This window comes from Mucilaginibacter sp., from assembly GCF_965277465.1.
Taxonomy (GTDB): Bacteria; Bacteroidota; Bacteroidia; order Sphingobacteriales; family Sphingobacteriaceae; genus Mucilaginibacter.
On sequence record NZ_CBDICW010000001.1, the window covers coordinates 786337 to 802762 of the forward strand.

Here is a 16426-nt window from a genome sequence, read left to right on the forward strand (position 1 = left end):
AAAGTTCTTCTTAATTAGGCATATTATCAGGCACGTAAAGCTCACTATTGACATGTGGACAATCTGGAGCCATTAACCACCTCGTTCCGGAATAGCAAACAGTTAATTCCGTAACATTTGACCATATTAATTTATTGATTATTAACTGCAATCTACCTAACCGGTGCTCCAAAGCGAACAGAACAGCCTGAGCACGCCTCTTGGAATATCCAGGCAGTGTCTGCACAATTGAAATATATCTTATCTCCTCAATTCATTCATCTCGTTTCAATATCTCCTTATTTATTTCGCTTGTTAGCTGTTCTTCTGTCGGGAGATATAATTGATATTTTGAGGCGAAGATATTGCTCGTTTTAGGTAATGTAAATTTAACAACCGTGTCATTCTTTTCCAGGCAAAGTAGAATTCCAACTGTAGGGGTTTCATGCTCCAGTTTCTCAATACGGTCATAATAGTTAACGTACATTTGCAACTGGCCCAAATCCTGATGTGTGATCTTGTGGGTTTTCAATTCAATTATTACAAAACATTGCAACAAGCGATTATAGAATACCAAGTCTACGAAGAAATCATCGCCATCCAAATGAATTCGTTTTTGCCTGGCTACAAAAGAAAATCCATTACCCAACTCCAGCATAAACTCCTGTAGGTGGGTAATAAGCGCCGACTCCAAATCCTTTTCAAAATAGGCGGCTTCTTGTTTTAAGCCGAGAAATTCAAGAACCAACGGGTCTTTAATTACTTCCCGTGGTTCCTGCGGCTGTTTTTCATTTCTGGCTACTGCAAGGACCGATTCTTTATCGGTGCTCATTAAGAGGCGCTCAAACAACTGACTTCCAATCTGCCTGTCCATTTGCCTGCCAGTCCAATTGTTTTTTACAGTTTCTGCTAAATAAAACTCCCTTTTTTCTTGTTTTTCAACCTGGGATAAGGACCGGTAATGAGTCCAGCTCAATTGTGAACGCAGTGCGTTCACAATTGGAAAACAGCGATAAAACTGCCTGAAGTAATTTAGATTTCTGAAAGAGAAGGCACTGCCGAAATTTGGCATCAGCTGCTCAGACAGATAGTGTATTAATCTGTCTCCATACACCGCCCGATCTTTTCCTCCTTGTTCTTCCTCAAATATTCGCTTTCCTATGTGCCAGTACATAATTACCCGTTCATGATCCACAGCACGTACAGCCGATTCCCTGGCTTTATTTATAATCGATTGTATATCGGTTATAATTGATTCATTCAAATTCATACTAATTCCTCCTCTGCTAATTCGGCTTCTTCTTGTTCCTTTAATCTTGTCTTTAAAGCATGCATGTCCCTATTAACCTTTTTATCCTTCATCTTAGCATAGATCTGGGTAGTCGGCAATTTTGTATGCCCCAGCATTTTACTTACCGTTTCTAATGGTACATCGTTTTCCAGGGTCACTGTTGTCGCGAATGTGTGCCGGGCAATGTGCGTGGTTAGGACTTTGGTAATTGAAGCAAGGTCGCCGATCTCTTTCAAATAAGCGTTCATCTTCTGGTTACTTTTAACCGGGAACAATTTGTTCTGCACGGTTCTGCAATCATGGTCTTTATATTTCTCTATAAGGTCCATGGCCTGCGGGATCAGCGGAACATTAGCGGTCACATAGGTTTTAGTGCGCTGTGTTTTGATCCAGACTACTTTGTCTTTTCCAATGAAGATATGCTGCGGCGTAAGTTTTTCAATATCGACAAAAGCATAGCCCGTATAGCAGCAAAATAAAAAGGTGTCCCTGACTTCTTCCAATCGTTTGATGGTAAATGGATGATTGGTAAGCTGAATAATTTCTTCCCATTCCAATTCAACCCTTGTTACTTTTTTGTAAGTACACTTAAACAGGTTAAATGGGTTAGTCCTGATCCAGCCATGATTAAAGGCCAGGTTAACGATCTTCTTTAAATTCTTCATGTACCGCATGGCGGTATTGTGTTCGATGCCATCTTCTGTTTTGAGATACATTTCAAATCCGGTTACAAAAGCGTAATCGATAGACTCCAGGTAGATGTCGGGTTTTTTAAATCTGTGCTGGATATAATCCGCCGTTTTAGATCGGACAGTGTTATACTTGGTCAGCGTAGCCTTTACGAAATCCTTGCCGACCAGTTCCTCCACGGTTTTGTTATGCTCATCGAATACTTCCAGCAACATCCGCTGAGGAACGTCATCACCGGCATATCGTTGTTTGATCTTTTCGGCGGTAATAAAATCGTCCGTTTGCTTAAGATCCATAAAAGCGGCGTGGATCTCATTGTTGACCGTGATAATCTCTTTATTAATGTCCTTGATTTCCTGCCCCGGACCTTTTACGAATCCTGCCTCCGGATCCCATTTATTCGGGTCAACTTTCCGTCCCATTGAGATTTCCGCCCTTTTACCCAAATAAGTAATTCGCGCGTATAGCGGAACATTACCTTTAGCATCTGTTTTTCTTTTGTCAGCCCAGATGAGAACTGAGAACCTTTGTGTGCTTTTCATACCACATTTGATTTTAAATTGTTTAACTACATTAATTTTGAGTTCAAATGAGCCCTTTTGAGGTCATTTATGTCATTTAAGTACTTTAAAATCAACTGTTTACCTAGGTATTCGGTGACCTGAATCAAAGCGTCTCTATAGGTCACCGATAAGGTCACTTTTTGGGCGAAATTTCCAACAGTCCCTAAAGGACCAGAACCCTCGGCCCCAGATCGATGAGGTCATTTGAGGTGCTTTGATATCAACCGAAATCCAGGGATTCAAAGAGTCAGAATTTTGAGTAGTTTTGAGCCGTTTTAAACCCAAATCAAAACTATCTAAATAATTGAATACCATTTAGTTAACGTTAATTTGTGGCTAAATTAGTTATTAGAAACAGGTCACCGAATAGGTCACCTGGACGAGTCATAAAGCCTGAGTAGTTAAACGGTTTTTTGAGCAAAAAAAAACGCCTAAACCATTTTGATTTAAGCGTTTTGCGAGGACTTGAACCCTCTAAAGCGGAATGGACGGGATTCGAACCCGCGACCCCATGCGTGACAGGCATGTATTCTAACCAGCTGAACTACCACTCCGTTTGGGATTGCAAATATACGCACCAAAGTTTATTAAGCAAGCTGTTTTTGAAAAAAAGCTGATAAAATACATTTACAAGCTGTTTATGAGTGGTTTAGGTTTATTTAAAGTTTTATTTATGTGTAAAATAATCCCTTTTTTAAGGGAATATCAGGATAATCAACTAATGTTTTTATTGCCGGAGCATAATTATTGGTAAATATTGGAAGATTAAATGTGAGATAATCAGATAATAATGGACTTGTTTTTGAATGCAAACGGGTTTGAACGCGAAAAAGGACTGTAAATAAAAAGCGGCTTTGTAATGTATTGAAGTTAAATAAGGCTTTACCCTTTACGGTGCCAGGCGTAAAGAAGAGATACTAACAGCATGTAAAAGGTTATTATATCGCATTTATTGTTAAATAAACCGAAATATGCCGTGTGTTTTAACAATTAGAAAATAAATGGGAGCAAATCTTCATCTATTTTTCATAAATCACATTTTAGCAGCAATAAAATTTGCGTTTTTCGCATTAAAAGCTGTACATTTATGACCTTAGATTAAACAAACCCCGACTAAGATTATATTATCACTAATATCATAATAACCGGGGTTCTAATAAATTTTAATTGTAGTTTTTTGGGGAAAGCCGTTCATGATAAATGAACGGCTTTTTGTTGTTTTAGTGGGCGTCTACAGGCATTGCTACAGCTTTTTTAAACGGCTGTAAATAAAGCAATGGTATAGAGAATAACATAACTAAGCCCGAGATCCAGTAGGCATCGTCATACGTAAGCAAAAGCGTTTGTTTGGTTAATGCACCTTCAATAGCACCATAGGCCATGTGGGTAGCATCAATCATTGATTTTCCTTTTGCTAAAAAGCCTTGAAGGTACATATTATACCTTTGCGTAAACGCAGGGTTGTACGGGTTAATGTTAGATAACAGGTTACTGCGGTGAACGCCTTCCCTAATGTGTATTACGGTAGTAAGCGCAGCTATACCAAACGAACCGCCTAACTGGCGCATCATGTTGTTTAAGCCTGTTCCCTGGCCTACTTCCGGGCCCTTCAAATCAGCGATAGCCAATGTGGTTAGCGGTACAAACAACAATGCCATTCCAACCCCTCTGATTACCAATGGTAAAAAGAAACTGCTGGTACCAACATCAAGTGTTGAGTTGCTTAGCATCGTAGTAAATACAAAGAACAAGAACATACCTGCTGTAGCCATAAATTGAGCCGGAATTCCCTTATTGAGCATTTTACCTATAAAAGGCATCATGATAATAGTACAAAGCCCGCCCGGGAATAAAATAACCCCGGTTTGCTGTGCCGAAAAGCCAAGCAGGTTTTGACAAAATATAGGGAACACAAATACCGAACTGTACAAACCGAAGCCGAGCACAAACGAGGTAAACATACCCACCGCGAAGCTTCGATGCCGGAGGATGCTGAAATTCACAATAGGATAGTCGATGCTCAGTTCCCTCCAGATGAACAATAATATACCTAAAATGGCAGATATGGTTAATACAAGGATATAGGTTTTGGCAAACCAGTCTTCCGATTCTCCTTTTTCAAGGATGGTTTGCAAACTGCCTACTGCTACTGCAAGCAGTGCAATGCCCCACCAGTCTATCGGTTTCCCCTTTTCATCCTTAGGCGTTTCCCTCACAAAGGTATAGGCACAAAAAGCAGCTATGGCACCTACGGGTATATTTACATAAAATATCCATCTCCATGAATAATGATCTGTGATGTAACCACCTATTGTAGGCCCTACTGTGGGCCCTACAACTGCGCCTAAGCCAAACAATGCTGTTGCCGTGCCAATTTGCTCGCGTGGCCAGGTTTCTATCAGTATAGCCTGTGAGGTTGATATTAAACCACCCCCTGCTATACCCTGCAGTATCCTGAACAGCACCAGCTCGCTAAGTCCGGTTGCATTACCACATAAAAACGATGCGATGGTAAATACAATGATGGAGGTTATGAAGTAATTTTTTCGTCCAAATCGGCTTCCCAGCCAGCCCGACATGGGTAGTATAATTACGTTTGCTACTGAATAACCGGTAACAACCCAGGCAACATCCTCAAGGGTTGCGCCAAGGTTACCTTGTATATTCGGGAGCGAAACGTTTACTATCGTGGTATCAATCAGCTCCAGTAACGAAGCGATGATAACCGTGATAGTAATGATCCATTTTTTAAAGCCAGTTTCAGCCATGAGTTTTAGTCTTTTACTATTACAGATACGTTTACGCTCATACCCGGGCGTAATTTTTCAATATCTTCTTTGCTACCGCTAATTTTTATTTTAACAGGTACACGTTGTACAACCTTTACAAAGTTACCGGTTGCATTATCCGGAGGTAGCAATGAAAATTTAGCTCCTGTTGCAGGCGAAAAGTTGTATACTTTTCCACTAACTTTCATATCAGGGTAGGCATCAACATCTATTTCAACTTTTTGCCCGTCGCGTATTTTATCTAATTGTGTTTCTTTAAAGTTGGCAGTAATATATATGCTGTTATCATTAACTATTGAAAACAGCGTTTGGCCAGCCTGTACCAGCTGCCCTAACTGTACATTCTTTTTTGAAACGATACCGCTTGCTGGTGATAAAACGTTGGTGTATGATAACTGTAGTTTTGCATAATCAACATCAACTTGCTTTTGGCTAACACCTGTGTGGGTTACTTTTAGTTGGTTTTTAGTAGCGCTAACCTGTTCCTGCGCTGCTTTGTACTGATCTTTAGATGCCTGGTAATTAGCCTGTGCTACTTCAAGATCGGCCTTTGCCTGGTCAAATTGCTGTTGGGTTACTGAACCATCTTTAACAAGGTTGGCATAACGCAAGTAATCTTTTTTGGTTTTATCCAACCTTGCAGCTGCCGATTCAACCTGTGCCTTTGCACTTGAAGAACTTGCATCGTTAACAAATATCTGTGATTCGCCTACATTGATATTTGCGTTGGCGCCTGTTTGTGCTGCCTGGGCCTGCTCTAATTTAATTTTATAGTCTTTATCGTCAATTTTAACCAATAGCTGGTTTTTGTTAACGTGTGTGTTCTCTTCAAAATTAACGCTGTCTACATATCCGCTAACGCGCGAAACTACCGGGCTTATGTCGCCGTCAATCTGTGCATCATCGGTATCTACGTGCTTGCCGAAATAGATATATTCTTTTACACCGAAAATAATCCCTGCTACAAGTATTACTCCTAATATGATAGGAAGAACTTTGTTAGGTTTCTTTTTAGTTTCGGTTTCCTGTGTTTCGTGTGCCTTTGCCATTTTATGTATTGTTTGAGGATTTTTTAAGTATTATTTGTTAAGTTTTCCGGTTGATTTAATCAATGTGTAATAAGCCAGACCAGCATCAGCTTTTGCTAATTCTAAATTGATCTGTGCCTGGTAAAGCAATGTTTCGGCATCTGCCCTGTCGGTTGCTGAGGCTATATTGCTTTTATATTTCGACTCAAGAATTTTATTGTTTTCGCCAGCCTGCTCAATTGAAGTTTGCAAAAGCTTTATCTTAGCTAAAGCCATTGTATAATTCTGATAGTCCTGGTTTACTTCTTTTTTAACATTATCAAGAGCGATGTTTTTGTTCTCTACCACTTCTTCGCGCTGTATCCTTGCCTGGCTAACCTTGTTCTTGTTGGTCCATAATGACGAGAAGTTCCACGATAGGTTTAAGCCCAGCGTTATTGGCGTAATGTAAGTTCCGCTTTTTGGAATCGGGTTAGCAGCTACATCAACATAATAAGCACTGCCCGATGCCGAAAAGGTTGGCAGCATATTAGCCTTTACGGTACTGATATTGCTTTCGGCCACTTGTGTACGCAGGTCATATTGTTTAAGCTCAATACGGTTGGCCATAGCTGTATCAATATAATTAGCAAGTGGGGCTATTTGCCGGTCGGCTTCTTTTATCTCGTTAATAGTAAGCTGTGTGCCTTCGGGTAAGCCTAATAAAATGTCAAGATTGTAGTTAATTATCCTGCGGTTGGTTTCAAGGTCAATACCGTTCAGTTCAATGTTTGCACGCTGTAACTGAAAGCGTAGTACATCATTTTTGGTAACCAGGCCCTGGTCAAAAAAGCGTTGTGATTGCTTAATTTGCTGATCAACGGTACTCAAATTCTGATCAACCACTTTTTTGCTTTGTAAAACCTTGTAAAGGCCATAATACGCGTTGATAATGTCATAAGTGATCTCATCCTTATCATTATCAGCGCTCAGGCGCGATACGCGGGTTAACAACTCGGTTGATTGCCTGGCATATTTTAATTTGTTACCGCCAAATATTACTTCGTTTACTGACAGGATGCCTAAGTAGGCATTTGCATTTTTGGGTAAAGCAATACTTGATGGGCCAAAGTCAAGCTTGTTGGCCGGTATCTCCGCACGGTCATAACCAAAGCTTACGCTGCCGGTTGGTTTTGAAAGGTCCTTAGCTTGTTCAAACTGGGAAATGGCCTCATCAATTCTTGATTTTGAAAGCTTTAAAACCTTGCTGTTATCAAGGCCAAGTTTAATAGCTTCGTCAAGGGTGATGGCCCTGTCCTGTGCGTTTGCAGTAGTTCCTAAAAATACGGTAACAATTACCGCCGGAATAACAAAGCGCTTAAACGTTGCTGCAACGTTTTTTAGAAGGTGAAGGTTGGGGTTATTATTTATTGTTGTCATTTTCGTTCACTAAGTATGCTTTTAAAAGTTTTTTCATATATACTTTTATTCGTGGTTTAAGTTTTTCTTCTAAAAACTTTTCATCACGAACATCGTGTCCTAATATTAAGGAGGATATATTGGGTGTGTTAATTATGTAATTTTTTGTACCAAAAATAGTAGCGATAGCCAGCTCGGTATCAATATCGTTGTAAAAACTGCCGTTTCTAACACCATCATCTAATATTTTTTTGATTTCAATCACATTTACCATTAGTATTTCAGTGATCTTATCATTGAGGCCGCCGCGCTTACTCATCGAAACCTCCCTGTTTATCAATTTCTGAAAACAGTTATTAACAATTATGCGGTCAACATATTTATCAATGCACATGGCTAATTTGTCCCATGATGTCATGCTTTCATCATTACCAATGTTTTGTAATAAGGTTTGAAATGATGAGATCTTCCTTTCAAAAACGGCCAGGAACAAGCCCTCTTTTGAACCAAAGTAATAATTAAGCATGGCCATGTTAACACCTGCTTCTCCGGAAATTGTCCGGGTAGACGCGCCATCAAATCCGAGATCTGAAAATATCCTTTCAGCAACATCCAGGATGTGGTCTTTCTTATCTATTTTTTCTTTCTCCATTGCTTTTCTCGCGCAAAACTAATCAAACGATTGATTGATGCAAAATGTTTTTTACTGATTAATTATAAATAGCTGATAATCAACAATAAAAAATTAATCGATTGATTAACAAACAAGGGTTTGTAATTGTTTTACAAATGTTAAAATGTTGATACACATAAAATTTGCCATATATCTTTCAATATATTTGCTATCATGAACCGCACCAGATTTCTTGCCGCCTTTTTGTTTTTAGTACAATTTGCCTGTGCGCAAACAGCCCCCCCGGCTGATTTAGCGACGATACAGCAAAATTTCAAGAAATTAGAAGTGTTGGGAAGTGTGCTATATATAGCCGCACACCCTGACGACGAGAACACCCGCCTGCTGGCGTACCTGGCCCAAGAGAAACATTACCGCACCGGATATTTATCAATGACACGTGGGGATGGCGGGCAAAACCTGATTGGTAATGAGCAAAGCGAGCTTTTAGGGCTGATACGTACGCAGGAACTTTTAGCAGCGCGCCGGGTTGATGGCGCCGAGCAGTTTTTTACCCGTGCTAATGATTTTGGCTTTTCGAAAGGGCCGGATGAAACGCTGAAAATATGGGATAAGGAAAAGGTATTGGGCGATGTGGTTTGGGTGATCCGTAAATTCAGGCCGGATGTTATGATCTGCAGATTCCCCACCACGGGCGAAGGTGGCCACGGGCATCATACCTCATCGGCTATATTAGCGCAGGAAGCTTTTATTGCGGCTGCCGATCCTAAACGTTTCCCCGAGCAGTTGCAATATGTGCAGCCGTGGCAGGCCAGGAGGTTATTGTGGAATACATTCAACTTCGGATCAACCAATACCACCAGCCCCGATCAGTTTAAGATTGATGTAGGGGTTTATAATGCAACCCTTGGCAAAGGGTATGGTGAATTAGCCGCCGAAAGCAGATCGAACCATAAAACACAGGGGTTTGGCTCGGCAAGGCAAAGGGGCGAATCCTTTGAATATTTTAAAACTATTTTGGGTGATGCGCCAAAAACCGAACTGATGGACGGGGTTAATACCACCTGGGACAGGGTAAAAGGCGGCGAAGCAATTGCCGCCGACGTTAAAAAGATCCGCAAGGATTTTGAGACAGACCATCCCGACAGATCAGTTAAAGCACTGGTTGCTTTGTTAACTAAAGTAGAAAAGCTGCCGGCATCGTACTGGAAAGATCAGAAGGAACAGGAAGTAACCAATATGATTACGGCTTGCGCCGGATTATGGGTTGAAGCCTACACTACTGAACCGGCCTACGCGCTGGGCGAGCAGATGAATATCCGCTCGCAGCTGATCAGCCGTTATGGGCTTAATATTTCGTTAAGCGGGCTAACCGTTTTGCAACATCCCGATAATGCTGATAATGCCTCTGCGGCATTTATGCCACCCATTGCCCGCTATGAACTGCCTGTTGCTGAAAGGGATAAACTCATCCCCGCTAATGAGTTACAGACCTTTACTAATGATTGCATCGCCGGTAAAATATCACAGCCCTACTGGCTGGAATCGGCACATGCTATAGGTACCTATAATATTAATAATGCTGGCGAAGCGGGCAATCCCGAAAATCCGGATGCACCAACGGTTGAATTTAAGTTTTTGGTTGAGGGGAATCCTATCACCATTACCAGGAAACTGATGTATAAATATGTTGACCCTGCCAAAGGCGAAATTTATCAGCCGGTTGAAATTACACCGCCTGTAACGGCTAATATTGCAGGGCATGTTTATATTTTTAATAGCCACCAGCCTCAAAACATACAGGTAAAACTAAAAAGCTTTAAAAAATCGGCTACGGGCAGCCTTCATTTAAACCTGCCGGAGGGCTGGAAGGCCAGTCCTGAAAACATCAGCTTTAAAGATAAAAACAAGGGTAATGAGTGGGTAGAGAACTTTACCATAACATCATTAACCAATGCGCAAAACGGCCTTGCCGAAATGCAGGTAAGTATAGACAGCGACCCGCATAAATATAATTATGAGATCAAGGAGATCCATTATGATCATATTCCTAATATCACACTCTTTCCCCCGGCGCAGGCTAAGCTGATTGATCTTAACCTTAAAATTGCAGGCAAAAAAATAGGTTATATCAATGGGGCAGGCGATTTGGTGCCCGAAGCCCTTAAACAGGTAGGCTATGATGTGCACCAGCTAACTGAAAACGATATTATAAACGGCGATCTTTCTGGTTACGATGCCATTATTACCGGGGTGCGCGCTTATAATGTGAACGAAAGGCTGGCCTATGAGCAGCCCAAACTGCTTGAGTATGTAAAAAATGGTGGCAACCTGGTGGTGCAGTACAATAACAATGCAGGCCTGGTTACCAAGCAGATTGGCCCTTATCCTTTTAAGCCTGTTAACCAAAGGGTAACTGACGAAAACGCAACCGTTACTATTTTAGATAAGCAGAACCCGGTGTTAAACTATCCCAATTTGATCACCAGCAATGATTTTAGCGGCTGGGTACAGGAACGCGGGCTGTACTTTGTAAACGATATTGACCCCCAATATAAAGCGGTGCTGCAAATGAATGATGCAGGCGAGGCACCCAACAATGGATCGTTAATTACAGGGAATTACGGGGAAGGCCGGTTTATTTATACATCGCTGGCATTTTTCAGGCAATTGCCTGCCGGGGTGCCCGGGGCTTACCGCTTATTTATTAATTTACTGAGTAAACCTAAAAATACGCCTTTGAATTAGGCATCTATGCAATTATTAATATAAATTTGCACTCATATATCAATATATCATGAAACATAACGAAGAAGAAGAGGTTAGCTACGATTACCTATACTATGTGGTTGGCTTATTAAGCGGCCTTTTTGTAGGTTTAGTTGTTGACAAAGGATTTATCTGGATACTTTCATTAGGCCTTTTTGGTTTATTATTCGCGGCCTTTTTCGTGAATGTGTTTGTTAAAGGCAGGGGTGAAGAAGCCTGATCCTGATCTGCCTTCATTTATTCATAGCTGGAACCAGTTTTACGGTATTGTTATCGGCTGGCTGGTTCTATTAATATTTATTTTCTGGCTCATCACCACTCTTTTTGAATGAGCTTAGCTGATTGGATAGTTCTTGCCGTTACCCTGCTTACCATTATTGTTTATGGTATATGGAAAAGCGGCAGCAGCAAAAACATTGATCAGTATCTGATGGGCGGCCGCTCATTACCCTGGTATCATGTAGGTTTATCGGTAATGGCTACACAGGCCAGCGCGATTACCTTTTTATCGGCTCCCGGCCAGGCTTATGCCGATGGGATGCGATTTGTACAATTTTACCTCGGCTTGCCGCTGGCCATGATTGTGCTGTGCGTAACCTTTGTGCCCATATTTCATAAGCTTAAGGTATATACGGCATACGAGTTTTTAGAGCAGCGGTTTGATCTTAAAACAAGGGCGCTCACCTCCTTTTTATTTTTGATCCAGCGGGGTCTATCAACAGGTATTACCATATACGCGCCATCCATCATTTTATCAACTATATTAGATATTAATACGGTTTATACTACTCTCTTTATTGGGGGGCTGGTAATATTTTATACCGTTTACGGTGGCACCAAAGCTGTATCCTATACCCAGCTGCTGCAAATGAGCATTATTTTTTTGGGGATGTTTTTTGCTGCTATAATGGTGGTAAGCCTGTTGCCAAAAGGTGTGGGATTTGGGCATGCTATAAAATTAGCGGGCAAGCTGGGTAAAATGAATGTGATAGACTGGAAGTTTGACCCCAATAACCGGTACAATATTTGGAGCGGCATTATCGGTGGCTTTTTTTTACAGCTTTCTTATTTCGGGACAGATCAGAGCCAGGTAGGCCGTTATTTAACGGGGAGCTCGGTTGGGCAAAGCAGGCTCGGGCTTATTATGAATGGGCTTGTTAAAATCCCTATGCAGTTTTTGATACTGCTGATCGGCATACTGGTATTTGCCTTTTACCAGTTTAACAGGCCACCTATGTTTTTTAACCAGTACGAAGTAAAGCAGGTAAAACAAAGCCATTATGCGGCAGCCTACAATAAGTTAGAAAATCAGTATGCTGAGGTATTTGAACAACGGAAAAATAAAGCTGACGCACTGGTGAAAGCTTTGGATAGTAAAGATCAAGCCCAAATAAGCATGGCGCAAGGCAACCTTAAAATTGCAGACAAACAGGCGGCCGACATCCGCAGCAGTGCGATAGCGGTAATGAAAAAGAATAACGATAAAGCTAACGGCGACGATACCAACTACGTGTTCCTGAACTTTGTTACCCATTACTTACCAAGGGGATTAATTGGCTTGCTGATAGCTATTATATTTTTAGCTTCGATGGGTTCAACGGCAAGTGCTTTAAATTCACTGGCATCAACCAGCGTTGTTGATATTTATAAACGTATCATAAACCCCGGTGCATCTGATGCCAATTACCTGAATGCATCAAGGCTGGCTACTATTTTTTGGGGATTGATCTGCGTGGCAATGGCCCTTTATGCCAGCAAGGTTGGTAATTTATTGGAGTATGTAAATAAATTAGGATCGTACATTTACGGTACCATATTAGGCGTGTTTGTAGTGGCGTTCTACCTAAAAAAAATACGCGGAAACTCTGTTTTTATAGCCGCAATTATTACCGAACTGTTAGTTTGCATTATTGGCTATACTGATAAGGTAGCTTATTTATGGCTCAACATGATCGGCTGTATATTGGTGATCATTATTGCAGGGGGTATTAACCTGTTAGCGCCCGGTAGTAATAAAAAGGAAGCCATACCACAGCAAACATCCTGATTTGTGTTTGATTATTTACGGGGCATATAAATAATTATACAGGCGCCTAATAAAGCAATTGCAGCGCCTATAATATCATACCTATCCGGCTTAAAGCCATCCACTTTCCATGCCCATAGCAGGGCCATCACTATAAAAATGCCGCCGTATGTGGCATAAACCCGTCCAAAATTTGCGGTTTGCCAGGTTGCTATTACGCCATAGAGGATCAGGATAATTCCCCCTAAAATACCGTACCATAGGGGCTTATCTGATTTTAGCCATAACCATATCATGTAGCCGCCGCCTATTTCGCAAAGTCCGGCAAGTATAAATATGCCTAATGATCTGATTATATTCAATAGTATTAGGTTAATTGATAATTGATAAACAGACCGGAAAAGTAAATAGTTTCCTTCAGTAATAATTTAAGAAAGAAACTACAGGCAATTAAATTTAGCTTTTTGCTTTATCTAATACCGCCTGGTTAAGTCTTACATATTCTTCATCGTTACTGGCTTTGGCAAGTTCTATACCAGCTTGTGCGGCAGTAATTGCGGCGTCTTTATCACCCATTTTTAAATGGATGCGGGCTTCCCATAATTTAAACCAGGGGCCTTTAGGATCACTTTTTTCAGCTTCCATAACCCAGCCCAATGCCTTTTTCATATCCTTATTATTTTCATAATAGTATTGTATGGCATTAAAGTAATAAGGCCTTCTGTCACCCTTCATTAACTGGTCAATGTTGGCAGTTATTTGTGCATCATCATCGGTTTGCAGGTGTATGGCAACGGCGGTATGGTCCCAAACTAAATAAAGATCGGATGACTTAGTGGTTTGATTAGCAAACTGGATGGTAAAGGTTTCACGTTTTTCATCAAGATAAATAGGTTTTTCCTTGAAACGTAAAAAATCATCGGCCTCTTTATAGCTGTAGGCACCCCATTGTTTAACGGTTTTATTCAGGATAACGGTCCACTCGTTTTTTTCAGGAATAGTAAAAAGCGAATAAGTTCCTGCCGGCACGCTATGGCCTTCAATAATTACATTTTCAGAAAAATTTATAGTTGTTGCAGCATTTGCGCCGGTGCGCCAAACTTGTCCGTATGGGTTTATACCACCAAAAATTACGCGGTCTTTTACATTAGGCCGCGAGTAGGTGATGCTGACTTTACCCAAGCCAAAATCCTGAATGATGGTTTGTGTAGAGCTGGCCTCCGGAATGCGGGGTGCCTGTGCGCTTGCTTTAAAGCAACAAACCGTTAAAACAATGGCTATTATATAAGTATAATGCTTTTTCATATTTATAATTTTATACTAAGTTATTAATTGTAATAAGATATTAAAATGGATAGACTATAAATATTGAAAAGGTAAAGTCATATAGAAAAATATATTGGAAAGGCCTCACCTAAATCCTCTCCAAAGGAGAGGACTTGAAAAGCTTTATTTAATAAAACCCAAATCCAAAAGCGGGTAAAGGCCTGTCAGAAAAGCGGGCCTGGGCGTATGGCCTGTGTGTGGAAGCTTTTTTCTGACTTGATCTTTGGTTACTTTTTCATCTAAGGAAAAAGTGACTAAGCCTCCGCGGCTATGAGCGGGACGATGATTTCATTTACCACAATTATATTTAATAGAATCCCTACATCCTCCTTCCCCAGGGAAGGAATCGCACACAGCCAGCGCTATTGAATTTTTTATTCTAAAGGAGGTAATCGAAAAGAACCTATAAAAAATAAAAGCCCCCTGCACTTGCTGCGGGGGACTTTCAACCTAAACCTTATCACAATTGAACTGATAGGATACCAGTTCGCTTAATTTATATCAATTATTATACCAAAAACATTACTACCGGATTTAAGTTAAAGAATAGCCATATTGCTGTATAGGCAAAATGATTAACGTACCCGAAAGCATACAACTGTATGCAATTATGAATTTAAACTTGTTTTGATAAATTCTTTTTGCGCAGGTAACCATCAAGTAAGTATAAAGCCAGTACAATATCAAAAAACACAAAGCCCTCAACTATTGGCTTTGATATATAATGGTTAATATCAGGCATTTTTAAATCCTTCGGTGCACTGGCGGTTACATCCGTTGCTGATAGGCTCACATTGCTAAAAGTAAATATCAGCAATGCTAAAATGGTAAGTACAAAAAACGCACCTATAGCAAACATTAACCGCTTGTTAATAGCTGCCTTTAACGGCACCTGCGCCTGTTCGGTACGGATGGCCTCCATCACATTATAAGTAAAAGCCATTGGCGGTTCGTCAAGCTCCATTGTTGCAAACTCCTGGTTCAGCAATAAAAGTTCCTGGTATTTATCCCGGTATACTTCATCGCTGTCTATCAGGCCACTAATAGCTTCCTGTTCAGCTGCGGAGCAGTTGCCATCAATATAGTCCCAAAGTTTTTCTTCTATGTTATTCATATCAGTTCTTTAGCTTCATGTTTTAAATTGCGCTCCAGCTTTTCTTTTAAACGCTGGCGCGCCCTGAATAATTTCACCTTCACGTTATTTGCTTCCATCCCCAATGCCTGCCCTATCTCCTCTAATGATTGCTCTCCTTTATAAAACATGGTTATAATGGTAGCATCATCTGCCGTTAGCTGCTCAATCGCCTGGCTAAGGTAAAACGACCGCGATTTGTTTTCGGCATTGTTAACATCGTAGGATGAGGTATGGCTTTCAACCTGTATAAAAGTGCCTTCATCATCTATAGAATCGGTATTAATTCTTTTTTTACGCAAAAAAGTCATAGCCGTGGTATAAACAATACTATACAGCCAGGTACTGAATTTTGATTGCCCCTGGAAGGATGAGAGCGATCGGTATGCCTTTATAAAGCAGTCCTGCGCAATTTCTTCAGCATCCTCCCGTCCCTTTGCAAAACGAAGGGCCAGGGTGAACACAAAACGCTGGTGCCGTTTAATCAGGTCGGCATATGCCCGCTGATCTCCGGCCAGGGTTTGTTCTATCAATTCTATATCTGAAAGCTTGCTTTGCATTTACTATAGCTCTCTGACGACTTATTACTGCCTAAGGTTACACTTAAAGTAAAGATACTTTTTATTTGCCTTTGGCAGATGATGGCATTTATTATATATAGTAATCTTCAAGAAGATCAGCTAAGTAATAAAAGATCGTACTATATATAGTAAGGGATCCGGTTTAAACTTTTTTCACAAATACTGTAACCTCTTTTAAAACAGTGTGGTCATAGCTTTCAAATACACCACAATGGTGCTT

The 16426-nt window shown here is 40.7% G+C and carries 13 protein-coding genes and 1 tRNA gene; 3 read left to right on the forward strand and 11 right to left on the reverse strand.

The window, feature by feature from the left end:
• Window positions 1-253 precede the first annotated feature (253 nt).
• From ACQY4U_RS03615 to ACQY4U_RS03645, 7 genes are all read right to left on the reverse strand, one after another.
• Window positions 254-1249, reverse strand: coding sequence for a PDDEXK nuclease domain-containing protein (locus ACQY4U_RS03615; protein ID WP_428328010.1), 996 nt, complete (start codon window positions 1247-1249; stop codon window positions 254-256).
• Entirely contained in the window at window positions 1246-2502 is a 1257-nt protein-coding gene (locus ACQY4U_RS03620; RefSeq protein ID WP_428328011.1) for a site-specific integrase, read from the reverse strand. Before ACQY4U_RS03620 ends, ACQY4U_RS03615 begins: the two co-directional genes overlap by 4 nt.
• Before the next feature lie 501 nt (window positions 2503-3003).
• Window positions 3004-3077: transfer RNA gene (locus tag ACQY4U_RS03625), tRNA-Asp, on the reverse strand.
• Between the two features lie 666 nt (window positions 3078-3743).
• Window positions 3744-5291: a DHA2 family efflux MFS transporter permease subunit gene (locus ACQY4U_RS03630; RefSeq protein WP_428328012.1), complete on the reverse strand. Its 1548-nt coding sequence runs from the start codon at window positions 5289-5291 to the stop codon at window positions 3744-3746.
• A 5-nt stretch (window positions 5292-5296) separates the two neighbouring features.
• Entirely contained in the window at window positions 5297-6361 is a 1065-nt protein-coding gene (locus ACQY4U_RS03635; protein ID WP_428328013.1) for an HlyD family secretion protein, read from the reverse strand.
• A 30-nt stretch (window positions 6362-6391) separates the two neighbouring features.
• The gene (locus ACQY4U_RS03640; RefSeq protein ID WP_428328014.1) at window positions 6392-7759 is read right to left on the reverse strand and encodes a TolC family protein; all 1368 of its coding nucleotides are present in this window, start codon (window positions 7757-7759) and stop codon (window positions 6392-6394) included.
• Complete coding sequence (locus tag ACQY4U_RS03645; RefSeq protein WP_428328015.1) at window positions 7743-8390, reverse strand: TetR/AcrR family transcriptional regulator; 648 nt, start codon at window positions 8388-8390, stop codon at window positions 7743-7745. Before ACQY4U_RS03645 ends, ACQY4U_RS03640 begins: the two co-directional genes overlap by 17 nt.
• Before the next feature lie 195 nt (window positions 8391-8585).
• Between ACQY4U_RS03645 and ACQY4U_RS03650 the strand changes: the two genes are divergently transcribed.
• The 3 genes from ACQY4U_RS03650 (at window position 8586) to ACQY4U_RS03660 (ending at window position 13188) form a co-directional block, all read left to right on the forward strand.
• Window positions 8586-11120 carry a PIG-L family deacetylase gene (locus tag ACQY4U_RS03650; RefSeq protein WP_428328016.1) on the forward strand — a complete coding sequence of 845 codons (2535 nt, stop codon included), beginning with the start codon at window positions 8586-8588 and terminating at the stop codon, window positions 11118-11120.
• 49 nt (window positions 11121-11169) lie between these two features.
• Window positions 11170-11361: a hypothetical protein gene (locus tag ACQY4U_RS03655; RefSeq protein WP_428328017.1), complete on the forward strand. Its 192-nt coding sequence runs from the start codon at window positions 11170-11172 to the stop codon at window positions 11359-11361.
• A gap of 108 nt (window positions 11362-11469) precedes the next feature.
• The gene (locus tag ACQY4U_RS03660; RefSeq protein WP_428328018.1) at window positions 11470-13188 is read left to right on the forward strand and encodes a sodium:solute symporter; all 1719 of its coding nucleotides are present in this window, start codon (window positions 11470-11472) and stop codon (window positions 13186-13188) included.
• Window positions 13189-13199: 11 nt separating this feature from the next.
• On the opposite strand, the gene ACQY4U_RS03665 is transcribed toward ACQY4U_RS03660, so the two are convergent.
• The 4 genes from ACQY4U_RS03665 to ACQY4U_RS03680 form a co-directional block, all read right to left on the reverse strand.
• Window positions 13200-13529 carry a YnfA family protein gene (locus ACQY4U_RS03665; RefSeq protein ID WP_428328019.1) on the reverse strand — a complete coding sequence of 110 codons (330 nt, stop codon included), beginning with the start codon at window positions 13527-13529 and terminating at the stop codon, window positions 13200-13202.
• A gap of 94 nt (window positions 13530-13623) precedes the next feature.
• Window positions 13624-14472 (reverse strand): DUF2911 domain-containing protein, encoded by an 849-nt coding sequence (locus ACQY4U_RS03670; RefSeq protein ID WP_428328020.1) that lies wholly within the window; start codon window positions 14470-14472, stop codon window positions 13624-13626.
• A gap of 637 nt (window positions 14473-15109) precedes the next feature.
• Window positions 15110-15607 carry an anti-sigma factor family protein gene (locus ACQY4U_RS03675; protein ID WP_428328021.1) on the reverse strand — a complete coding sequence of 166 codons (498 nt, stop codon included), beginning with the start codon at window positions 15605-15607 and terminating at the stop codon, window positions 15110-15112.
• On the reverse strand, window positions 15604-16185 hold the full coding sequence (locus ACQY4U_RS03680; protein ID WP_428328022.1) for an RNA polymerase sigma factor: 582 nt from the start codon (window positions 16183-16185) through the stop codon (window positions 15604-15606). The genes ACQY4U_RS03675 and ACQY4U_RS03680 overlap by 4 nt, the downstream gene beginning before the upstream one ends.
• Between the last annotated feature and the right edge of the window lie 241 nt (window positions 16186-16426).

Excerpts from the sequence above, each read along its gene's own strand:
- ACQY4U_RS03615 (WP_428328010.1), bottom strand. The coding sequence starts at position 1,249 with ATGAATTTGAATGAATCAATTATAACCGATATACAATCGATTATAAAT.
- ACQY4U_RS03650 (WP_428328016.1), top strand. The coding sequence starts at position 8,586 with ATGAACCGCACCAGATTTCTTGCCGCCTTTTTGTTTTTAGTACAATTT.
- ACQY4U_RS03640 (WP_428328014.1), bottom strand. The coding sequence starts at position 7,759 with ATGACAACAATAAATAATAACCCCAACCTTCACCTTCTAAAAAACGTT.
- ACQY4U_RS03670 (WP_428328020.1), bottom strand. The coding sequence starts at position 14,472 with ATGAAAAAGCATTATACTTATATAATAGCCATTGTTTTAACGGTTTGT.
- ACQY4U_RS03655 (WP_428328017.1), top strand. The coding sequence starts at position 11,170 with ATGAAACATAACGAAGAAGAAGAGGTTAGCTACGATTACCTATACTAT.
- ACQY4U_RS03635 (WP_428328013.1), bottom strand. The coding sequence starts at position 6,361 with ATGGCAAAGGCACACGAAACACAGGAAACCGAAACTAAAAAGAAACCT.
- ACQY4U_RS03675 (WP_428328021.1), bottom strand. The coding sequence starts at position 15,607 with ATGAATAACATAGAAGAAAAACTTTGGGACTATATTGATGGCAACTGC.
- ACQY4U_RS03680 (WP_428328022.1), bottom strand. The coding sequence starts at position 16,185 with ATGCAAAGCAAGCTTTCAGATATAGAATTGATAGAACAAACCCTGGCC.
- ACQY4U_RS03630 (WP_428328012.1), bottom strand. The coding sequence starts at position 5,291 with ATGGCTGAAACTGGCTTTAAAAAATGGATCATTACTATCACGGTTATC.
- ACQY4U_RS03620 (WP_428328011.1), bottom strand. The coding sequence starts at position 2,502 with ATGAAAAGCACACAAAGGTTCTCAGTTCTCATCTGGGCTGACAAAAGA.
- ACQY4U_RS03645 (WP_428328015.1), bottom strand. The coding sequence starts at position 8,390 with ATGGAGAAAGAAAAAATAGATAAGAAAGACCACATCCTGGATGTTGCT.
- ACQY4U_RS03660 (WP_428328018.1), top strand. The coding sequence starts at position 11,470 with ATGAGCTTAGCTGATTGGATAGTTCTTGCCGTTACCCTGCTTACCATT.